Source organism: Streptococcus wuxiensis, from assembly GCF_040888245.1.
GTDB classification, from domain to species: domain Bacteria; phylum Bacillota; class Bacilli; order Lactobacillales; family Streptococcaceae; genus Streptococcus; species Streptococcus wuxiensis.
In genome coordinates this window covers 31,061-49,552 of record NZ_JBFNFE010000006.1, presented here as the reverse complement: position 1 = coordinate 49,552, position 18,492 = coordinate 31,061, and the positions used below count along the sequence as shown (strand labels likewise).

Genomic DNA, 18,492 nt, shown 5'->3' with positions numbered 1-18,492 from the left:
AATAAGACTATTAGAAAATTTCGAGGAGACAAACATGTCAGTTAAGATTGCCTTACTTGGATTTGGTACAGTAGCCAGTGGTGTGCCATTCTTGCTAAAGGAAAATAGAGAAAAAATTGTTCAAGCAGCCCAGTCAGAAATTGAAGTCGCTAAAGTTTTGGTTAAAGACGATCAAGAGAAAGCACGCTTGTTTGAAGCAGGAAATGATTTTAATTTTGTAACCAATATCGATGAAATCTTGTCAGACAAAGACATCACTATTGTTGTTGAGTTGATGGGGCGTATCGAACCTGCTAAAACATTTATCACTCGTGCTTTAGAAGCAGGGAAACACGTCGTGACAGCTAACAAGGATCTTTTGGCAGTTCATGGTGCAGAATTGCTTGAGGTAGCAAAAGCTCACAATGTTGCCCTATACTATGAAGCAGCTGTTGCAGGAGGAATTCCAATCCTTCGTACCTTGGTTAACTCACTAGCGTCAGACAAGATCACTCGTGTTCTTGGTGTTGTCAATGGAACATCTAACTTCATGATGACCAAAATGGTAACAGAAGGTTGGTCTTATGAAGATGCTTTGGCAGAAGCCCAACGACTTGGTTTTGCTGAAAGCGACCCTACCAATGATGTTGATGGAATTGATGCGGCTTACAAGATGGTCATCCTCAGTCAGTTCGCCTTTGGAATGAATGTTAAGTTTGAAGATGTGGGTCACCAAGGAATTCGCAACATCACTCCAGAAGATGTGGCAGTAGCTCAAGAACTTGGTTATGTTGTGAAATTAGTTGGTTCTATCGAAGAAACAGCTTCAGGAATTGCTGCTGAGGTTACGCCAACCTTCCTTCCTAAAACTCACCCGCTTGCAAGTGTTAATGGTGTTATGAATGCTGTCTTTGTGGAATCTATCGGTATCGGCGAGTCTATGTACTATGGACCAGGTGCAGGTCAAAAGCCAACTGCAACAAGTGTTGTGGCTGATATTGCCCGCATCGTTCGTCGCCTGAATGATGGAACAATTGGAAAAGCCTTTAATGAATACAGCCGTCCAGTAGTCTTGGCTAAGCCAGAAGATGTCAAAGCTAACTACTATTTCTCAATCTTGGCTCCAGACTCAAAAGGGCAAGTCTTGAAATTGGCAGAGCTCTTTAACGCAGAAGATATTTCCTTCAAGCAAATCCTTCAAGATGGTAAGCAAGAAGGAAAGGCTCGTGTTGTCATCATCACTCATAAAATCAACAAGGCGCAACTTGAAAATATTACAGCAGCCTTGAAGGGTGTAGCTGAATTTGAACTTCTCAACACCTTCAAGGTTTTAGGAGACTAAGATGAAGATTATTGTACCTGCTACAAGTGCCAATGTGGGTCCTGGTTTTGACTCGGTTGGTGTAGCTGTAACTAAGTATCTAGAAATTCAGGTTTGTGAGGAACGTGAAGAATGGATGATTGAGCACCAATTAGGCAAATGGATTCCACGTGATGAACGTAATCTTTTGCTGAAGATTGCTCTACAAATTGTTCCAGACCTCCAACCTAGACGTCTGAAGATGGTCAGTGATATTCCGCTTGCGCGTGGACTAGGTTCATCGAGCTCGGTCATCGTTGCTGGGATTGAACTGGCAAATCAACTCGGAAACTTGAAGCTAAGCAAACATGAAAAATTACAATTGGCGACTAAGATTGAAGGGCATCCTGATAATGTTGCACCTGCTATCTATGGTAATCTGGTCATTGCAAGCTCAGTCGAAGGTCAGGTTTCAGCAGTAGTGGCGCCTTTTCCAGAGTGTGCCTTCCTAGCCTACATTCCGAACTATGAATTGCGAACTCGCGATAGTCGTGGTGTCTTGCCTAAGAAACTCTCTTACAAGGAAGCTGTTGCGGCAAGTTCTATCGCTAATGTGGCTATTGCAGCCCTACTGACTGGAGATATGGTCAAAGCAGGCCAGGCGATTGAGAGTGACCTCTTTCATGAGCGTTACCGTCAAGAACTGGTGAGAGAATTTGCAACGATCAAGAAAGTTGCCAAGAGAAATGGTGCTTATGCGACTTACTTGTCTGGTGCTGGTCCGACTGTTATGGTCTTGGCTGATCCTGACAAGATGACTAAGATTAAGGCTGAGCTTGAAAAGCAACCTTTCAAAGGCAAGCTTCATGATTTGCAAGTAGATACACAAGGCGTTCGCGTCGAAGCAAAATAAACAGAACAATAGGATGGGGAAACTCTCTATGAGAGGGCTTCCTGTCCTTTTTTTGAAAATGAAAGATGGGAAATGAAATATTTCCTGTGTTTAGCGACCAACAGATGGTCAAGGAGGATTTGAAATGGCAGAAATATATCTAGCAGGTGGTTGTTTTTGGGGCTTAGAAGAGTACTTTTCCCGTATTTCTGGAGTGCTGCAAACAAGTGTTGGTTATGCCAATGGTCAAGTAGAAACCACCAATTATCAACTGATCAAAGAAACAGATCACGCAGAGACTGTGCAAGTCATTTATGATGAGAAGGCGGTCTCGCTCCGTGAGATTTTACTCTATTATTTCCGAGTCATTGATCCTTTATCTGTCAACCAACAAGGAAATGACCGTGGTCGTCAGTACCGCACAGGGATTTATTACCTAGATGAAGAGGATTTACCGACTATCTATGGTCTTGTCCAAGAGCAGGAGCGCATGCTTGGTCGTAAGATAGCAGTTGAAGTGGAGAAGCTTCGCCACTATATCTTAGCTGAAGACTATCACCAAGACTACCTCAAGAAAAATCCTGGAGGCTATTGCCATATCGATGTGAGGGATGCTGAGAAACCACTTATAGATGCTGCTAACTATGAAAAACCGAGTCAGGCAGTTTTACGAGAAAGTTTATCAGAAGAGTCCTACCGAGTTACCCAAGAGGCTGCAACGGAAGCTCCATTTAGAAATGCCTACGACCAAACTTTTGAGGAAGGAATTTATGTCGATATCACTACTGGTGAGCCTCTCTTCTTTGCCAAGGATAAGTTTGCCTCAGGCTGTGGTTGGCCAAGTTTTAGCCGTCCTATTTCCAAGGAACTCATCCATTACTACCAGGATTTGAGTCACGGTATGGAGCGTATTGAAGTTCGTTCACGTTCAGGAAATGCTCACTTGGGACATGTCTTTACCGATGGACCTCAGGAACTTGGTGGTTTACGCTATTGTATCAATTCTGCCTCTTTACGATTCATTGCGAAGGATGAGATGGAAGAGGCTGGTTATGGCTATCTACTTCCATATTTGAACAAGTAAAAAAGATGGTGGGTTTTCCACCTTCTTCATTTTGGAAATAGAAGGGACACATGAAACACTTACTTTCTTACTTTAAACCCCATAAACAATAAGAAAAGTTGCCTTCGGGTGACTTTTTTGTTACAATAGCTAGAAAAATTATCTGGTATGAAAGCTAATACTCAATGAAAATCAAAGAGCAATCTAGGAAACTAGCCGCAGGCTGTACTTGAGTACGGTAAGGCGACGTTGACGCGGTTTGAATTTGATTTTCGAAGAGTATAATTTAGAAAAGGAGCCTAGGGATGAAAGTCTTTCAGCATGTAAATATCGTGACTTGTGACCAAGATTTCCATGTCTATCTAGATGGGATTTTGGCTGTCAAAGAATCCCAAATCGTCTATGTCGGTCAGGAAAATCAAGAGATTCTTAAACAAGCAGATCAAATCATAGACTATCAGGGTGCCTGGATTATGCCTGGCTTGGTTAACTGCCATACTCATTCTGCCATGACAGGCTTGAGAGGTATTCGTGATGATAGCAATCTCCACGAATGGCTAGAGGACTATATCTGGCCAGCAGAAGCAGAATTCACACCAGAGATGACTACAAAGGCTGTCAAAGAGGCTCTGACAGAGATGCTCCAGTCTGGAACGACAACTTTCAATGATATGTACAATCCTAATGGAGTGGATATAGCTGAGATTTATGAGGCAGTCAAGGCATCCAAGATGCGTTGCTATTTTTCTCCAACCCTCTTTTCTTCAGATGTGGAGACGACGGCTGAAACTATAGCCAGAATTCGAGCTGTTATCGAGACAATCAAAGGCTATCAAGACCCAAATTTCAAGGTTATGGTGGCCCCTCATTCGCCCTACAGTTGTAGTCGAGATTTGCTGGAGGCAAGTCTTGAGCTAGCAAAAGAAGAAAACATTCCTCTTCATATCCATGTTGCAGAAACACAGGAAGAGTCAGGTATTATCCTGAAACGCTATGGCAAACGACCACTAGCCTTTCTAGATGATCTTGGCTATTTAGACCATAAGGCTGTATTTGCCCATGGTGTGGAGTTAAATGAAGCAGAAATTACCCGCTTGGCAGATTCGCAAGTCGCTATCGCTCACAATCCTATCAGCAACCTCAAATTAGCCTCAGGGATTGCACCAGTCGTCCAACTTAAAAAGGCAGGAGTGCCAGTCGGGATTGCGACGGACTCAGTTGCTTCTAATAACAATCTCGATATGTTTGAGGAAGGGCGGACTGCAGCACTCTTACAGAAAATGAAGAGTGGCGATGCTAGCCAATTTCCAATTGAAACAGCCCTCAAGGCACTGACTATTGAAGGTGCTAAGGTATTGGGAATGGAGGATGAAATTGGCAGCCTAGAAGTCGGCAAGCAAGCAGATTTCCTAGTCATCCAACCCCAAGGCAAAATCCATCTTCAACCTCAAGAAAACATGCTATCTCACCTCGTTTATGCCGTCAAATCCAGTGATATTGATGACGTCTACATTGCAGGGGAGCAGGTTGTGCAGGATGGTCAAGTATTGACTGTAGAATTGTAAAAACTAGTATAAAATCACTAAATCTCATAGGAAATTTCTTGTGAGGTTTTTAAAATTTTGCCAGAAATAAGCCTGTTTGACTTCTTACAGAAATATATTGAAACTAAATTTTAAAAAATACCAATTAGATAAATAAGAAAAATTGTGGTATAATAATAAGATGCAAAAAAAGGAGTATGTATGGACATTTCAGAAATTCGTCAAAAAATTGATGCAAATCGTGAAAAATTAGCTTCTTTCAGGGGGTCTCTTTGACCTCGAAGGTTTAGAGGAAGAAATTGCCATTTTGGAAAACAAAATGACAGAACCTGATTTTTGGAACGATAATATTGCGGCCCAAAAAACGTCGCAAGAATTAAACGAACTCAAAAATACCTATAATACCTTCCACAAGATGGATGAGTTGCAGGATGAAGTTGAGATTTTACTGGACTTTTTGGCAGAGGATGAATCCGTTAAGGATGAGCTGGTTGAAAAACTCTCTGAGTTAGATCAGATGATGACCAGCTACGAAATGACCCTTCTCTTGTCAGAACCCTATGATCACAACAACGCCATCCTTGAAATCCATCCTGGTTCTGGGGGGACAGAGGCTCAAGACTGGGGCGATATGCTCCTTCGTATGTATACTCGCTATGGAAATGCCAAAGGATTCAAGGTCGAGGTCTTAGACTACCAAGCAGGTGATGAGGCAGGAATCAAGTCAGTAACCTTGTCTTTTGAAGGACCAAATGCCTATGGTCTTCTCAAGTCAGAGATGGGAGTTCACCGTTTGGTCCGTATCTCACCATTTGACTCTGCTAAACGTCGCCACACCTCATTTACTTCTGTAGAAGTTATGCCAGAGTTGGATGATACCATCGAAGTTGACATCCGTGAGGATGATATCAAGATGGATACCTTCCGTTCAGGTGGAGCAGGTGGACAAAACGTCAACAAGGTTTCAACAGGTGTCCGCTTGACTCACATTCCGACAGGAATCGTCGTAGCATCAACCGTCGACCGTACTCAGTACGGAAACCGTGACCGTGCTATGAAGATGCTTCAGGCAAAACTCTACCAGATGGAGCAGGAAAAGAAAGCTGCTGAGGTAGACTCGCTCAAGGGTGAGAAAAAGGAAATTACATGGGGAAGCCAAATCCGCTCCTATGTATTTACGCCTTATACAATGGTAAAAGACCATCGTACAAACTTTGAAGTAGCGCAAGTAGATAAGGTAATGGATGGAGACCTAGATGGTTTCATCGATGCTTATCTGAAATGGCGTATCAGTTAAAAGAAAGGAAGTCACATGTCAATCATTGAAATGAGAGATGTTGTCAAAAAATACGACAACGGGACAACAGCCCTACGTGGCATCACTGTAAATATCGATGCAGGCGAATTTGCCTACATCGTAGGACCTTCAGGTGCTGGTAAATCAACTTTTATCCGTGCCTTGTATCGTGAGGTCAAAATCGACAAAGGAAGCTTGCAAGTTGCAGGTTATAACCTCGTTAAGATTAAAAAGAAAGATATTCCGTTCTTGCGTAGAAACGTTGGAGTAGTCTTTCAGGATTACAAACTTTTGCCAAAGAAAACCGTTTATGAGAACATTGCCTACGCAATGGAGGTTGTTGGTGAAAGTCGTCGTAACATCAAAAAACGTGTTATGGAAGTCTTGGACCTTGTCGGTTTGAAGCACAAGGTTCGTTCATTCCCAAATGAGCTTTCAGGTGGTGAGCAACAACGTATCGCCATTGCGCGTGCCATCGTAAACAATCCTAAGGTCTTGATTGCCGACGAACCAACAGGTAACTTGGACCCAGATAACTCATGGGAAATCATGAACCTCTTGGAACGTATCAATCTTCAAGGGACAACTGTTTTGATGGCGACCCACAACAGCCAAATCGTAAATACCTTGCGCCACCGCGTTATTGCCATCGAGAATGGTCGCGTGGTACGTGATGAAGCGAAAGGAGAGTACGGATACGATGATTAGTAGATTTTTCCGCCATCTGTTTGAAGCTTTAAAGAGTTTAAAGCGTAATGGATGGATGACCATTGCTGCTATCAGTTCAGTAATGATTACCTTGACCTTGGTTGCTATCTTTGCTTCAGTTATCTTCAATACTGCGAAATTAGCAACTGATATTGAAAACAACGTCCGCGTCATGGTTTATGTTCGTAAAGACGTTGAAGACAACAGTGAAACCATTGTAAAAGAAGGCCAAACAGTCACGAACAATGACTACCACAAGGTCTATAACGCCCTTAAAGCTCTGCCAGCTGTAAAAAATGTAACTTTCTCAAGTAAAGAAGAGCAGTACCAAAAGCTGACTGAAACTATGGGTGATGAGTGGAAGGTATTTGAAGGAGATGCAAACCCTCTTCATGATGCCTACATCGTAGATACCAATTCACCAAGTGATGTAAAACCTGTAGCTGAAGAAGCTAAGAAAATCGAAGGTGTCTCTGAAGTTCAAGACGGTGGTGCCAATACCGAACGTCTCTTCAAGTTGGCTTCCTTCATCCGTGTATGGGGATTGGTCATCGCAGGACTCTTGATCTTCATCGCAGTCTTCTTGATTTCAAATACCATCCGTATTACTATCATTTCACGTAGCCGTGAAATCCAAATCATGCGTTTGGTTGGTGCAAAAAACGGTTATATCCGTGGCCCATTCTTGCTAGAAGGTGCCTTTATCGGATTGTTGGGAGCAGCTCTTCCATCAGCATTGGTTTACTTTATCTATAACCGAGTGTTCCAATCTGTCAACCCATCCTTGGTTGGTCAAAACCTATCTTTGATTACACCGAATACCTTTATTCCATTGATGATTGGTCTCTTGTTCCTCATCGGAATCTGTATCGGTTCACTTGGTTCAGGAATCTCAATGCGTCGATTCTTGAAAATCTAAGTCACATAACTGGATAAAACACATAAAAAAGTGGGATGTCATCAAGACTTCACAGCTCTTGATGCCCCGCTTTTTCTTTTGGTCTTGGTGCTCAGTCGCTTGCCAATTTTGGCTAAAGAGTGTATGATAGGAAAGGACCTTTTTACTAATATGAAAAATGAACAATGAATGAGGAAAAGATGAAACAATTTTTGGAAAAAGTGAGCATACTCTCCCTATCGTTAGTATTGATCACATCGTTTTCTATTTCGAGCGCCCTGCCTGCTATGTTTGACTATTATCAGGGCTATTCGACCGGTCAGGTCGAACTCTTGGTCAGCCTCCCATCCTTTGGGATTATGGCCATGCTTTTATTAAACGGAGTTCTAGAGCGTATTTTTCCTGAACGTCTCCAGTTGACCTTGGGACTCTTGATTTTATCCATCAGTGGAACTGCACCTTTCTGGTATCAAGGTTATTACTTTGTCTTTGCAACCCGTTTGCTATTTGGGCTTGGAGTTGGGATGCTCAATGCCAAGGCTATTTCGATCATCAGTGAACGTTACCACGGCAAAACCCGTATCCAGATGCTTGGTTTTCGTGGATCGGCTGAGGTAGTAGGAGCCTCTATCTTGACGCTGGCAGTCGGTCAGCTCTTAGCATTTGGTTGGACAGCAACCTTCCTAGCCTATGCAGCTGGTCTAGTAGTTCTCGTACTCTTCCTTCTCTTTGTCCCTTACAACAAGGAAGAAATTCATGAGTCCAAACATCAGACAGAAGAAACAGCGAAACTGACTCGTTCCATGCTCCAATTGATTTTCTTCCTTGCTATTGCAGCTGCAGTGATTGTATGTACCAATACGGCTATCACCTTCCGTATCCCAAGTCTCATGATTGAGGCAGGGTTTGGAGATGCTCAGCTGTCCAGTTTGGTACTTAGTGCCATGCAGTTGATTGGGATTCTAGCTGGAATCAGCTTTTCTTTCCTGATTTCGACCTTCAAGGAAAGACTTCTATTGGTCGCTGGTGTTACTTTTGGTATCGGGCAAATCATCATTGCTCTTTCCCCATCACTCTGGGTGGTGGTTGCAGGTTCTATCCTGGGAGGATTTGCCTATAGTATCGCTCTGACGACAGTCTTTCAGTTGATATCTGAGCGAATTCCTGCAAAACTCCTCAACAAAGCAACTTCCTATGCTGTTTTGGGATGTTCTTTTGGAGCATCATTAACACCCTTCGTTCTTTCAGGGATTGGCTTGGTGACTACAGATGGTCGAATGACCTTCATCATTCTAGGAGCATGGATGATTGCTACATCAGTCATTGTTTCCCTCTTATTGAAAAAAGAAGCCTAACAAAGAAAAACTCAAGGATGAATCCTTGAGTTTTTTGTGTATTAGCCAAACATCTGCCAAAAGTAATCGATGATGTAGGTCAAGCCATAAGTGTAAACGACCAGGGTAAAGGGCTTGGTCAGGATGATAATGGTCATATACCGCTTGAAGCTCATCTTGGTCAAAGCAGCCAACATGCAGAGAAAATCAGCTGGACTAACTGGCCAAATCATCATAAAGATAAAGAATCGGTCAAAGCGATTGCCCTCATCCAGCCAACCGATATACTTGTCATAGGTACGCTTGCTGACCATGGACTGGACAAAGGGTGCTCCGTAGAGACGCACCAAGTAAAAGATAATGGCACAACCAATGACAATACCGATATAGTTGTAGATGGTCCCGATGATATGTCCGTAGATAAAGACACCTGCAACGGAGGTCAGAGCACCTGGAATGATGGGAACAACCGTCTGCAAAATCTGTAAAAAGATAAAGAGTGGTGGGCCCCAGACACCCGCCTGTTGGATAAAGGCAGATAGGGTTTCCTTGGAGTGCAAGATACCCGCCTGATAGGCCCAGATACAGAATATTACAGTACCAACTCCACCGACGATGGAGGAAATATGAATGGCTTGCTGTAGAAGGGGAGAAACAGCTTTCATTTCTTTCTCGTGTGACATGTAAACTCCTCTTGTGTAGTATGATTCTACTATACCATATTTTAGGGAGAAAGACTACATGGGATACTTCGTGTGACTTTGCCTCAAGTATGGTAAAATGGGAATAAGAAAATGACAGCTTAGAATGAGGAAAATCATGTTAGGATTGAAGTTTAATGGCACTTGGCGCAACTACCAAAAACAGGTCTTGGACAATTTCCAAGAATACCAAGCAGATGGTCATGTCCACTTGGTGGCAGCGCCTGGTTCAGGGAAAACAACCATAGGGATCGAGTTGATTGCCCGCTTTGATAAGCCTGCTCTTGTTTTGGTGCCGACGGTTACCATTCGGGAACAATGGGTGGATAGGATTGGCCAGGCTTTTTTAGAGGATGAGAACCAGGTCACAAGTCTCGTGTCTCAAAATCTCAAAGACATGAAGCAAATCACCATCGCCACCTACCAAGCTTTTCACAGTGCTATGCAACAGGTGCAATCTCAAGAAGATAACGGCGAGGTTGAGGATTTTGTCGGCTTTGACCTGCTTGCCAGACTCAAGGAAAGGGGTGTCGAAACCCTCTGTCTGGACGAATGCCATCACTTGAGAAATGAATGGTGGAAAAGTCTAGAAGACTTCCGTAAAAACTACCAGCAACTGCAAGTCATCTCTCTCACTGCGACACCGCCTTATGACAGTGAACCAGAACTCTGGGATCGCTATCTCCAGATGTGTGGCGAGATTGACCAAGAAATCACAGTGCCAGAACTGGTCAAGGAAGACACTCTTTGCCCTCATCAGGACTTTGTCTATATCTGTTTTCCGACTAAGGAAGAAGACAAACGCTTGGAAGAGTTTGAAGACACCAAGTGGCAGTATGTCAGCCAACTAGTCGTTGAACCTGACTTCCAAGAGTTGATTCGGAGTTCCAAGGTTCTTAAAGGGGAAATTTCTGCGGATATGCTCCTAGAAGATCCCAAGTATCTTTCAGCCCTCCTCATTTATCTACAGGCTCAAAAGCTGGAAATCCCCAAGTATCTACGAGATTTACTAGGTGCTGAAGGTTTGCCTGCTCTTAATTACTACTGGCTCGAAGTTCTCTTGCAAGGCCTTCTCTATCAGACACCTGACTGGTATGAGGATCCGCAGGAGACAAAGAAAAAAATAGAAGCAGAACTGAAATCGAGAGGACTGATTGAAAAACGTCAGGTTTTCTTGGTCAAATCTAAGGCCAATGACCAAATCCTCAACCAATCTCTAGGAAAACTGGCTGGGATTGCATCTATTTTTGAGACCGAGTATGCTAGTCTAGGAAAGGACTTGAGACAGTTGGTCTTGGCGGACTATATTCGCAAGGACTTTGCCAGTTATCTGGGAGATGACCAAGCACCAATCACGCAATTAGGTGTCCTCCCTTACTTTGAAACCATTCGCCGAAGTGCGCAAAAACAAGGTCTTTCTGTCCCCATAGCAGTCCTTTCTGGTAGTGTCGTGATCATACCGGCCAGTGTCAAGGAAGAACTCGAAGCGCTCATCCCAAATACTAGCTTGACCTTCTCTGCCATCGGAAAACTCGACCAAGGCGCCTATCTCCAAGTAGGATTTCCATCTAGCTTTAAGGGGATGGTCGCAGCAGTGACTGAACTCTTCCAACGTGGTTCTATCCAGGTCTTGGTCGGAACAAAGTCACTCTTGGGAGAAGGATGGGATGCGCCTTGTGTCAACTCTCTCATCCTAGGAAGTTTTGTCGGAAGCTTTATGCTGAGTAATCAGATGCGGGGCCGTGCTATCCGTATCTGGCCAGGACATCCAGATAAGACCAGCAATATCTGGCACCTAGTAGCCATCAAACCATACAAAAATCCAGCCTTTTCAAATGAAAATCAAGAAGAACAAGACCTCAATCCATATCAGGACCTGCAAACCCTTGCCCGTCGGATGGACCATTTCCTTGGCTTGTCCTATAAGGAAGATACCATTGAAACAGGTCTGGATCGCTTGAACTTTCCTGAGTTCCCATTTAAGAAAAAGAAACTCGAAGACTACAACGAGAAGATCAAGGAACTATCCAAGGATCGTGCCTCCCTACGTAAAAAATGGCAGGAATCTCTCATTGTTGCTGACAAGATTGAGATTGTCAACGAAGTGGCGACAGACAGCAAACGAATCCCTCTGCTTGCCCTAGCAGATGCTGAAAAGTGGCTTCGCTATGCTCTGATGGTATTTGCCATTAGTCTCCTAACCTATGTCTTTAGACTAACCTTATTTGCCTTGCCATGGCTGACAGCTCTTTGTGTCCTCTTCCTAGCTATCACAGCCTTTCGCTATTACAGCTACAAGAGTCCTTATAAACGCTTGCGCCAGGTCGGTGAAGCTATTCGCAAAGCCATGGTGACTGCAGGGCATTTGTCTGATGACCAGTCGCGCGTGCAGGTCGATGAGGACAAGGAAAGCTTTAATGTCTTTGCCTATCTAAAAGGTGGCAGTATGCGAGACAAGGAACTCTTTTCCAAGGTCTTAGGAGAATTCTTTGCCCCAGTAGACAATCAACGCTACCTCTTAGTCGCTCAAAAAGCACCAGCAGGTCAGTCCAAGTATTTCGTAGTGCCTAGCCTCTTTGAAAAACGCAAGGAAGATGCCCAGGTCTTCCAAAATGCTGTCGCACCACACATAGGCAACTATCAACTCGTCTACACCCGCAACGAAGCAGGTCGAAAAATCCTACTCGAAGCTAGACTCAAATCCCTAGCCAACAAAAATGACCGCATCATCACTAAGAAAAAGGTCAAAAGTGCTTTGAAATAGAAGGAAGTGAGCGTTTTCTGCTAGGAATATGATATAATAATAGATAATTAAGAATTCGATAAATTGGAGAGATAGTCTGAAAGGTATTGTTAGTAAAAATAGACAGTTCTGACTAGCAAAAGGAAGTTTTATGGCAAAGAGAAAAGATTTTTCTGAACTAACCAGAGTACAAATCCCAGCAGCTCTGCATCTCATGCGTATGGGCTATACCTATCTTCCTCGCAATGGGAAGGAAATTGCAGAAAGAGATCCAGATACCAATATCCTCGTATCTATTTTTAAGGAGCAATTTTTAAAATTTAACAACTACTTGACAGAGGATGACTTTGAGAGAGAACTAGCCAATATCAAGTTGGAACTAGATCAAAATGATTTGGGACGTTCTTTCTTTAAACGTCTGCAAGGTCAGGAAGATGCCATTTATATTGACTGGGAGCATCCTGAAGCTAATACCTTCCATCTGGCGCTTGAAGTCACTTGTCAAAATGGTCAGGATGAATTTCGTCCGGATATCGTTATTTTTGTCAATGGTTTGCCTCTTTCTTATATCGAAGTGAAACAGCCAAATGCAATTCGTGATGGCAAGACTGGAATTCAGTCAGAGCAGGACAGAACCAGATACCGTTTTGAAAACCGTAAGTTCCGTCGTTTTAACAATATCACCCAGTTGATATCCTTATCTGATAACTTAGCGTATATCAGTGGACAAGGGCAACAAAAACAGGGTTCTTATTACGGTTCAAACGCCTATTCAAAAACCAAGTTTAATGCTTTCAAGGAAGAAAGAGTAGAAGATTTCCTTCATTCCCTTACCCCTCTAACCGAGGACCAAATCGACTTTGTCCTAGAAGACATGAAGCGCTTTGCCCTCAAGTCCCAGCCAGAGTTTACAACAAACCTAAACCCTGATACACCTTGCAATGCCTTTCTGTCTTCTTTGTACCAGAAGGAACGCTTGCTCTTTATGCTTCGTTTTGGTCTAGTCTATGTCGAAGAAGAGAGCAAGGACGGTCAGATGCAATTGCAGAAGCACGTCATGCGCTATCCCCAGTATTTTGCGACACGTGCTATCGAAGAAACGATCGCAAAAGGTGTTAAGAAGGGGGTTATCTGGCATACCCAAGGTTCAGGTAAGACTGCCTTAGCCTTCTTCAACATTCGCTATCTAACCAACTATTTCTCAAAAGAGGGAATCGTTCCTCAGTTTTACTTTGTCGTCGATCGTTTGGACTTGGCAGACCAGGCCTTTAAGGAATTCATCAAACGAGGCCTCAAGGTTAAGCGCATCAATAACCCACAAGAACTAAATCAAAAACAAGACGGCTATGATGTCGCTGTGGTCAATATCCAGAAGTTTAAGGATGATTCAGATTTGACAGACCGCTCTGGCTATGATCTCAATCACCAAAATATCTACTTTATTGATGAAGCCCACCGTTCTTACAATGAACGAGGTTCCTACCTGCCAAATCTCTATCAGGCAGATACCAAGGCCATTAAGATTGCCTTGACAGGAACGCCTCTCATCACCTATAAGAAAGATGGCAAGACCAAGGAAAGTCATGCGACCACGCGTGATATCTTTGGGGATTACATCCACAAATACTATTACAACCAGTCTATCGATGACGGCTTTACCCTACGCCTGATGCGAGAAGATATCGAGACCTCCTATAAGGATAATCTCAGAACCATCAACGAAGAAATCCAACGAGGTGACCTTTCCAAGGAAGATATCTTTGCCCATCCACATTACGTAGAGCCTATGTTGGACTTTATCATTGAAGACTTTAATCGTGCTCGTAATCTGGTCTTTGATGACCAGACCATTGGTGGCATGATTGTCTGTGACTCGTCTAAGCAGGCGCGTGAGCTTGAAAAGCAATTAGAAGAACGACGCAAAGCTGGGTCAACCAAGTTGACCTCTGCTCTCATCCTCCATGATGAGGGAGATAAGGAAGAGAAGAAGGACAAGGTAGATGCCTACAAGGAAGGTAAGATTGACCTCATCATTGTCTACTCTATGCTTCTGACAGGTTTTGATGCACCTCGTCTCAAGCGCCTCTACCTAGGGCGCAAGATCAAGGCTCACAATCTTTTGCAGACTCTAACTCGTGTCAATCGTCCTTATAAGGACTACCTCTTTGGCTATGTTATTGACTTTGCAGACATCTCGAAAGAGTTTGACAAGACCAATCGTGCCTATCTGGAAGAGCTCAATCAAGAGTATGATTCGACCCTGACTGGGGAACATGGCGAGGATGTTTTTGGCTCGCTCTTTGTGTCAGCAGATGAGATTTCTCAAGAGTTGAGCAAGACCGAGCATATCCTCATCGACTATCCAACGGATAATCTAGAATACTTCTCCCAAGCCATCAATGACATCAAGGATAAGAAGCAGTTAATCGATCTTCGTAAGGCCTTGGAGTCTATCAAGCAGTACTACAATATCGCCCGTCTCCTTGGCTACCAACACCTGCTCCAGCAAATTGACATTGCTCAGATTGCAACTTTGCTCAATGTCCTCTCTAGAAGGATGCTGACACTGTCTCTAATCGATAAACCAGACGACTTCTCTAGTCGGACTCTCTTAAATCTTGCCATGTCTGAAACTAGCTTTAGCTTTGTCAAGATTGCAGAGGAAGAGCTTCGTCTAGCAGCCAATGACTTGGAAGACTTGAAACGACGAGTGGCAAGTGGGATTAAAAATCAACGTGATGAAAAGGATCCTGAGTGGGTCTCTCTCTACGAAGAATTCCAGCGCATCATGAAAAAACACCTGATCCATGGCCAAGAAGGATTCACCATGGAGAATATCAAAGAAACCCAAAAAGACTATGAAGAACTCTTTAAGTCCGTGGAGGACTATCATACTCGTATGAGACGCCTAACCATGAACTTTAATGGAGATGAGATGGCAGCTCGTTCCTACAAACACGTGACTAACTCGACTATGGTCAGTGAGTTTCCTGCTATTTACCATGTCATCAAGGGTTCTAAAGTTAGACTAGACCGTAAAATCGGTCAAAACCAAGGAGTACTCGATAACGAGGACTTTCTTAAGAAGATGATTCGAGAAGAAGCTCGGATTGAAATGAAAACCAACCAGTCTGCAAGTAGTTTGACAAGAGAGGATTTTAATTATATCGTCGAGTCACTATTTGAAGGATATGAAGAGGAATACCAACACTAATGAATGAAACATACAAAGTCCAAGTCCAAGACTTGGTAGATGATTTGAAAGCAGTCTTTACCCATGCGGGACTAGGAGGAGAAGCGGGTGAATACAAACTACTCACCCAGTCCTTCCTCTACAAATTTTTAAACGACAAGTTTTTGTATCAAGCCAAGATCCTAGATGAGTCCAACACCTATGAAAATCTGCTGGCTATGAGTGAGGAAGACTACGAATGGCTCTTGGAGGATATCGGTACCAGCACAGCTTGGCTCAAGCCAGACCAGTTGATCGAAACCCTTCACCGTCAGCAAAATGAAGCGACTTTCTATGAGATTTTTGAGAATACTCTCAACCAAATTGCTATTGATAATAACGATATTTTCTCTGTGCATACAGACGGCGACACAGCTATTCGTCTCTTTGATGAGCGTTTGATTACGGATACTATCTCAGATAGCAGTAAACGCAACGAAGTGGCAAAAGCTATCATCAATCTCCTTGCACGCGTCAAGTTTGATGAGACCATCTTTTCCCAAGGCTTCGATTTCTTCTCGACTCTCTTTGAGTACATGATCAAGGACTACAACAAAGATGGTGGTGGCAAGTACGCTGAGTACTACACGCCTCACTCTGTGGCTAAGATTATCGCGGATATCTTGGTGGGAAATGACCAGCCGTCAAACGTGCGTATCTATGACCCGTCAGCTGGTTCGGGCACCTTGCTTATGAACCTGGCTAGTCGTATCGGTGTAGATAAGACCACTGTCTATAGTCAGGATATCTCGCAAAAATCGTCTAATCTCCTCCGTCTCAATCTGATCTTGAATGGACTGCAACACTCCATTCATAATATCGTACAGGGAAATACCATCATCGCTAATCGACATCCTGAAAAGATGGACTATATCGTGTCCAATCCTCCTTTCAAGCTGGACTTTTCAGAGTGGCGTGATCAAGTGGAGACCTTGCCAGAAGCTAGTGAGCGATTCTTTGCAGGTGTGCCCAAGGTTCCAGCCAAGTCTAAGGACAAGATGGCGATCTACGAGCTCTTTGTTCAGCATATCATCTACTCCTTGAAGCCAGATGGTCAAGCAGCCGTTGTCCTACCAACAGGCTTTATCACGGCTCAGTCAGGGATTGACAAGACCATCCGTCAACACTTGGTGGACAATCAAATGCTGGCAGGTGTTGTCTCTATGCCGTCCAATATCTTTGCGACGACAGGAACCAATGTCTCTATCCTCTTTATCGATAAGAAAAATAAAGGCGATGTCGTCCTCATCGATGCCTCAAACCTCGGAACCAAGGTCAAGGAAGGCAAGAACCAAAAGACTGTACTCTCTCCTGAGGAAGAGCAAAAGATCGTCGAGACCTTTATCAAGAAAGAAGCCGTCGAGGACTTTTCTGTCACTGTCTCTTATGAGGATATTAAGGAGAAAAACTACTCTCTCAGCGCAGGCCAATACTTTGACATCAAGATCGACTATGTAGATATCACAGCAGAAGAGTTTGAAGCCAAGATGACTGCCTTTCAAGACAAACTCTCAGACCTCTTCCAGCAATCACATGCATTGGAGCAGGAGATTGAAGAGCAAATGAAGGGGATCAAGTATGAGTGAGTGGAAAAGATATAAATTATCGGACCTTTATGAGATGAGTTCGGGAATTTCTTCAACAAAAGAGCAAGCGGGACATGGTTCACCATTTCTTTCATTCTCTGTTGTATTTAATAACTATTTTTTGCCAGATAGTCTAATTGATTTAATGGATACGACAGATGGTGATAAACAAAAATACTCAATAAATGAGGGTGATATTTTTTTAACACGTACTAGTGAAACAGTTGATGAATTAGCTATGTCTTCAGTTGCTTTGAAGGATTATCCTGAAGCTAGCTTTAGTGGATTTCTTAAAAGACTTAGACCTGTTGATAAAAGAATTGTTTATCCTAAATTCATGGCTTTTTATTTAAGAAGTCCTTTGTTTAGAAGAACAATAATAAATAATACTGTAATGACCCTAAGAGCTAGTTTCAATGAAGCAATGTTTTCATATCTTGAAATTATGCTTCCAGATTTTGATACTCAAAAGAAAATTGGTGATTTCCTTTATTCGTTAGAAAAGAAAAAGCAAACCAACAACCAAATCAACCAAGAGTTGGAAGCCATGGCTAAGACCCTCTATGACTACTGGTTTGTGCAGTTTGATTTCCCAGACCAGAATGGCAAACCCTACAAATCATCAGGCGGAAAGATGGTCTATCACCCAGAACTCAAACGCGAAATCCCAGAGGGGTGGGGAGTGGAGAGTGTTGGTAACTTATTAGATAAAGTTACTAAAGCGGAAAAAATTGAAAATAATTCGATTGAATTTATAGGAAAAATACCTGTTATCGATCAGAGTCAAAAATATATTGCAGGTTTTACGAATAATGAAAATGGTTTAATTCAACCTCAAAATGGGCATGTAATATTTGGTGATCACACTAGAGTAGTAAAATATATAAATTTTGATTATGCTAGAGGAGCTGATGGCACTCAAGTCTTAATTTCAAATAATGAGAATATTTCAAATGTATTACTTTATCACATGATTGAAGATTTTGATTTATCGAATTATGGGTATGCTAGACATTTTAAATTTTTAAAGGAGAAATTAGTTATAGTTCCTGACAAAAAAATATCATTACAATTCGCAAATAAAGCAGATGTGATTTATAAAAAGATTAGGAATAACATTTTTGAAAACCAAGAACTCACCCAACTTCGCGATTGGCTCTTGCCAATGCTGATGAATGGACAGGTGAAGGTGGAGTAGGAATTTTAAATTTTATT

At 42.8% G+C, this 18,492-nt stretch carries 13 protein-coding genes; 12 read left to right on the top strand and 1 reads right to left on the bottom strand.

What is annotated here, in order from left to right:
• The first annotated feature begins 34 nt into the window (after window positions 1–34).
• The 8 genes from AB2B47_RS07335 to AB2B47_RS07300 all read left to right on the top strand — a co-directional run bounded on the left by AB2B47_RS07335 (window position 35) and on the right by AB2B47_RS07300 (window position 9,036).
• Window positions 35–1,321: a homoserine dehydrogenase gene (locus tag AB2B47_RS07335; protein ID WP_320693972.1), complete on the top strand. Its 1,287-nt coding sequence runs from the start codon at window positions 35–37 to the stop codon at window positions 1,319–1,321.
• A 1-nt stretch (window position 1,322) separates the two neighbouring features.
• On the top strand, window positions 1,323–2,192 hold the full coding sequence (gene thrB, locus AB2B47_RS07330; protein WP_320693971.1) for a homoserine kinase: 870 nt from the start codon (window positions 1,323–1,325) through the stop codon (window positions 2,190–2,192).
• 124 nt (window positions 2,193–2,316) lie between these two features.
• Window positions 2,317–3,255, top strand: coding sequence for a peptide-methionine (R)-S-oxide reductase MsrB (gene msrB, locus AB2B47_RS07325; protein WP_320693970.1), 939 nt, complete (start codon window positions 2,317–2,319; stop codon window positions 3,253–3,255).
• A gap of 284 nt (window positions 3,256–3,539) precedes the next feature.
• A complete protein-coding gene (locus tag AB2B47_RS07320) occupies window positions 3,540–4,799 on the top strand; it encodes a TRZ/ATZ family protein (RefSeq protein ID WP_320693969.1) in 1,260 nt (419 codons plus the stop codon).
• A gap of 180 nt (window positions 4,800–4,979) precedes the next feature.
• Window positions 4,980–6,075 (top strand): peptide chain release factor 2 gene (gene prfB, locus AB2B47_RS07315; protein ID WP_115253954.1). Its coding sequence is split into 2 segments (ribosomal slippage): window positions 4,980–5,051 and window positions 5,053–6,075, totalling 1,095 coding nucleotides; the frame shifts between segments, so codons are not numbered across the junction.
• A 15-nt stretch (window positions 6,076–6,090) separates the two neighbouring features.
• Window positions 6,091–6,783, top strand: coding sequence for a cell division ATP-binding protein FtsE (gene ftsE, locus AB2B47_RS07310; RefSeq protein WP_004251332.1), 693 nt, complete (start codon window positions 6,091–6,093; stop codon window positions 6,781–6,783).
• Window positions 6,776–7,702: a permease-like cell division protein FtsX gene (gene ftsX, locus AB2B47_RS07305; protein WP_223332616.1), complete on the top strand. Its 927-nt coding sequence runs from the start codon at window positions 6,776–6,778 to the stop codon at window positions 7,700–7,702. Before ftsE ends, ftsX begins: the two co-directional genes overlap by 8 nt.
• A 179-nt stretch (window positions 7,703–7,881) precedes the next feature.
• Window positions 7,882–9,036, top strand: a complete 1,155-nt coding sequence (locus AB2B47_RS07300) for an MFS transporter (protein WP_320693968.1) — start codon at window positions 7,882–7,884, stop codon at window positions 9,034–9,036.
• Between the two features lie 41 nt (window positions 9,037–9,077).
• Here the strand turns inward: AB2B47_RS07300 and AB2B47_RS07295 are convergent, their stop codons facing one another.
• Window positions 9,078–9,698: a TVP38/TMEM64 family protein gene (locus AB2B47_RS07295; RefSeq protein WP_074324833.1), complete on the bottom strand. Its 621-nt coding sequence runs from the start codon at window positions 9,696–9,698 to the stop codon at window positions 9,078–9,080.
• A 136-nt stretch (window positions 9,699–9,834) separates the two neighbouring features.
• On the opposite strand from AB2B47_RS07295, the gene AB2B47_RS07290 reads away from it, so the two are divergent.
• The 4 genes from AB2B47_RS07290 (at window position 9,835) to AB2B47_RS07275 (ending at window position 18,475) form a co-directional block, all read left to right on the top strand.
• Window positions 9,835–12,480, top strand: a complete 2,646-nt coding sequence (locus tag AB2B47_RS07290; protein ID WP_320693967.1) for a DEAD/DEAH box helicase family protein — start codon at window positions 9,835–9,837, stop codon at window positions 12,478–12,480.
• 130 nt (window positions 12,481–12,610) lie between these two features.
• On the top strand, window positions 12,611–15,673 hold the full coding sequence (locus AB2B47_RS07285; RefSeq protein WP_320693966.1) for a type I restriction endonuclease: 3,063 nt from the start codon (window positions 12,611–12,613) through the stop codon (window positions 15,671–15,673).
• Window positions 15,673–17,277, top strand: coding sequence for an HsdM family class I SAM-dependent methyltransferase (locus AB2B47_RS07280; protein ID WP_320693965.1), 1,605 nt, complete (start codon window positions 15,673–15,675; stop codon window positions 17,275–17,277). The genes AB2B47_RS07285 and AB2B47_RS07280 overlap by 1 nt, the downstream gene beginning before the upstream one ends.
• Window positions 17,270–18,475 (top strand): restriction endonuclease subunit S, encoded by a 1,206-nt coding sequence (locus AB2B47_RS07275; RefSeq protein ID WP_320693964.1) that lies wholly within the window; start codon window positions 17,270–17,272, stop codon window positions 18,473–18,475. Before AB2B47_RS07280 ends, AB2B47_RS07275 begins: the two co-directional genes overlap by 8 nt.
• Window positions 18,476–18,492: the final 17 nt, after the last annotated feature.

Excerpts from the sequence above, each read along its gene's own strand:
- AB2B47_RS07295 (WP_074324833.1), bottom strand. The coding sequence starts at position 9,698 with ATGTCACACGAGAAAGAAATGAAAGCTGTTTCTCCCCTTCTACAGCAA.
- AB2B47_RS07280 (WP_320693965.1), top strand. The coding sequence starts at position 15,673 with ATGAATGAAACATACAAAGTCCAAGTCCAAGACTTGGTAGATGATTTG.
- thrB (WP_320693971.1), top strand. The coding sequence starts at position 1,323 with ATGAAGATTATTGTACCTGCTACAAGTGCCAATGTGGGTCCTGGTTTT.
- AB2B47_RS07290 (WP_320693967.1), top strand. The coding sequence starts at position 9,835 with ATGTTAGGATTGAAGTTTAATGGCACTTGGCGCAACTACCAAAAACAG.
- AB2B47_RS07275 (WP_320693964.1), top strand. The coding sequence starts at position 17,270 with ATGAGTGAGTGGAAAAGATATAAATTATCGGACCTTTATGAGATGAGT.
- msrB (WP_320693970.1), top strand. The coding sequence starts at position 2,317 with ATGGCAGAAATATATCTAGCAGGTGGTTGTTTTTGGGGCTTAGAAGAG.
- AB2B47_RS07320 (WP_320693969.1), top strand. The coding sequence starts at position 3,540 with ATGAAAGTCTTTCAGCATGTAAATATCGTGACTTGTGACCAAGATTTC.
- AB2B47_RS07335 (WP_320693972.1), top strand. The coding sequence starts at position 35 with ATGTCAGTTAAGATTGCCTTACTTGGATTTGGTACAGTAGCCAGTGGT.
- ftsE (WP_004251332.1), top strand. The coding sequence starts at position 6,091 with ATGTCAATCATTGAAATGAGAGATGTTGTCAAAAAATACGACAACGGG.
- ftsX (WP_223332616.1), top strand. The coding sequence starts at position 6,776 with ATGATTAGTAGATTTTTCCGCCATCTGTTTGAAGCTTTAAAGAGTTTA.
- AB2B47_RS07285 (WP_320693966.1), top strand. The coding sequence starts at position 12,611 with ATGGCAAAGAGAAAAGATTTTTCTGAACTAACCAGAGTACAAATCCCA.
- AB2B47_RS07300 (WP_320693968.1), top strand. The coding sequence starts at position 7,882 with ATGAAACAATTTTTGGAAAAAGTGAGCATACTCTCCCTATCGTTAGTA.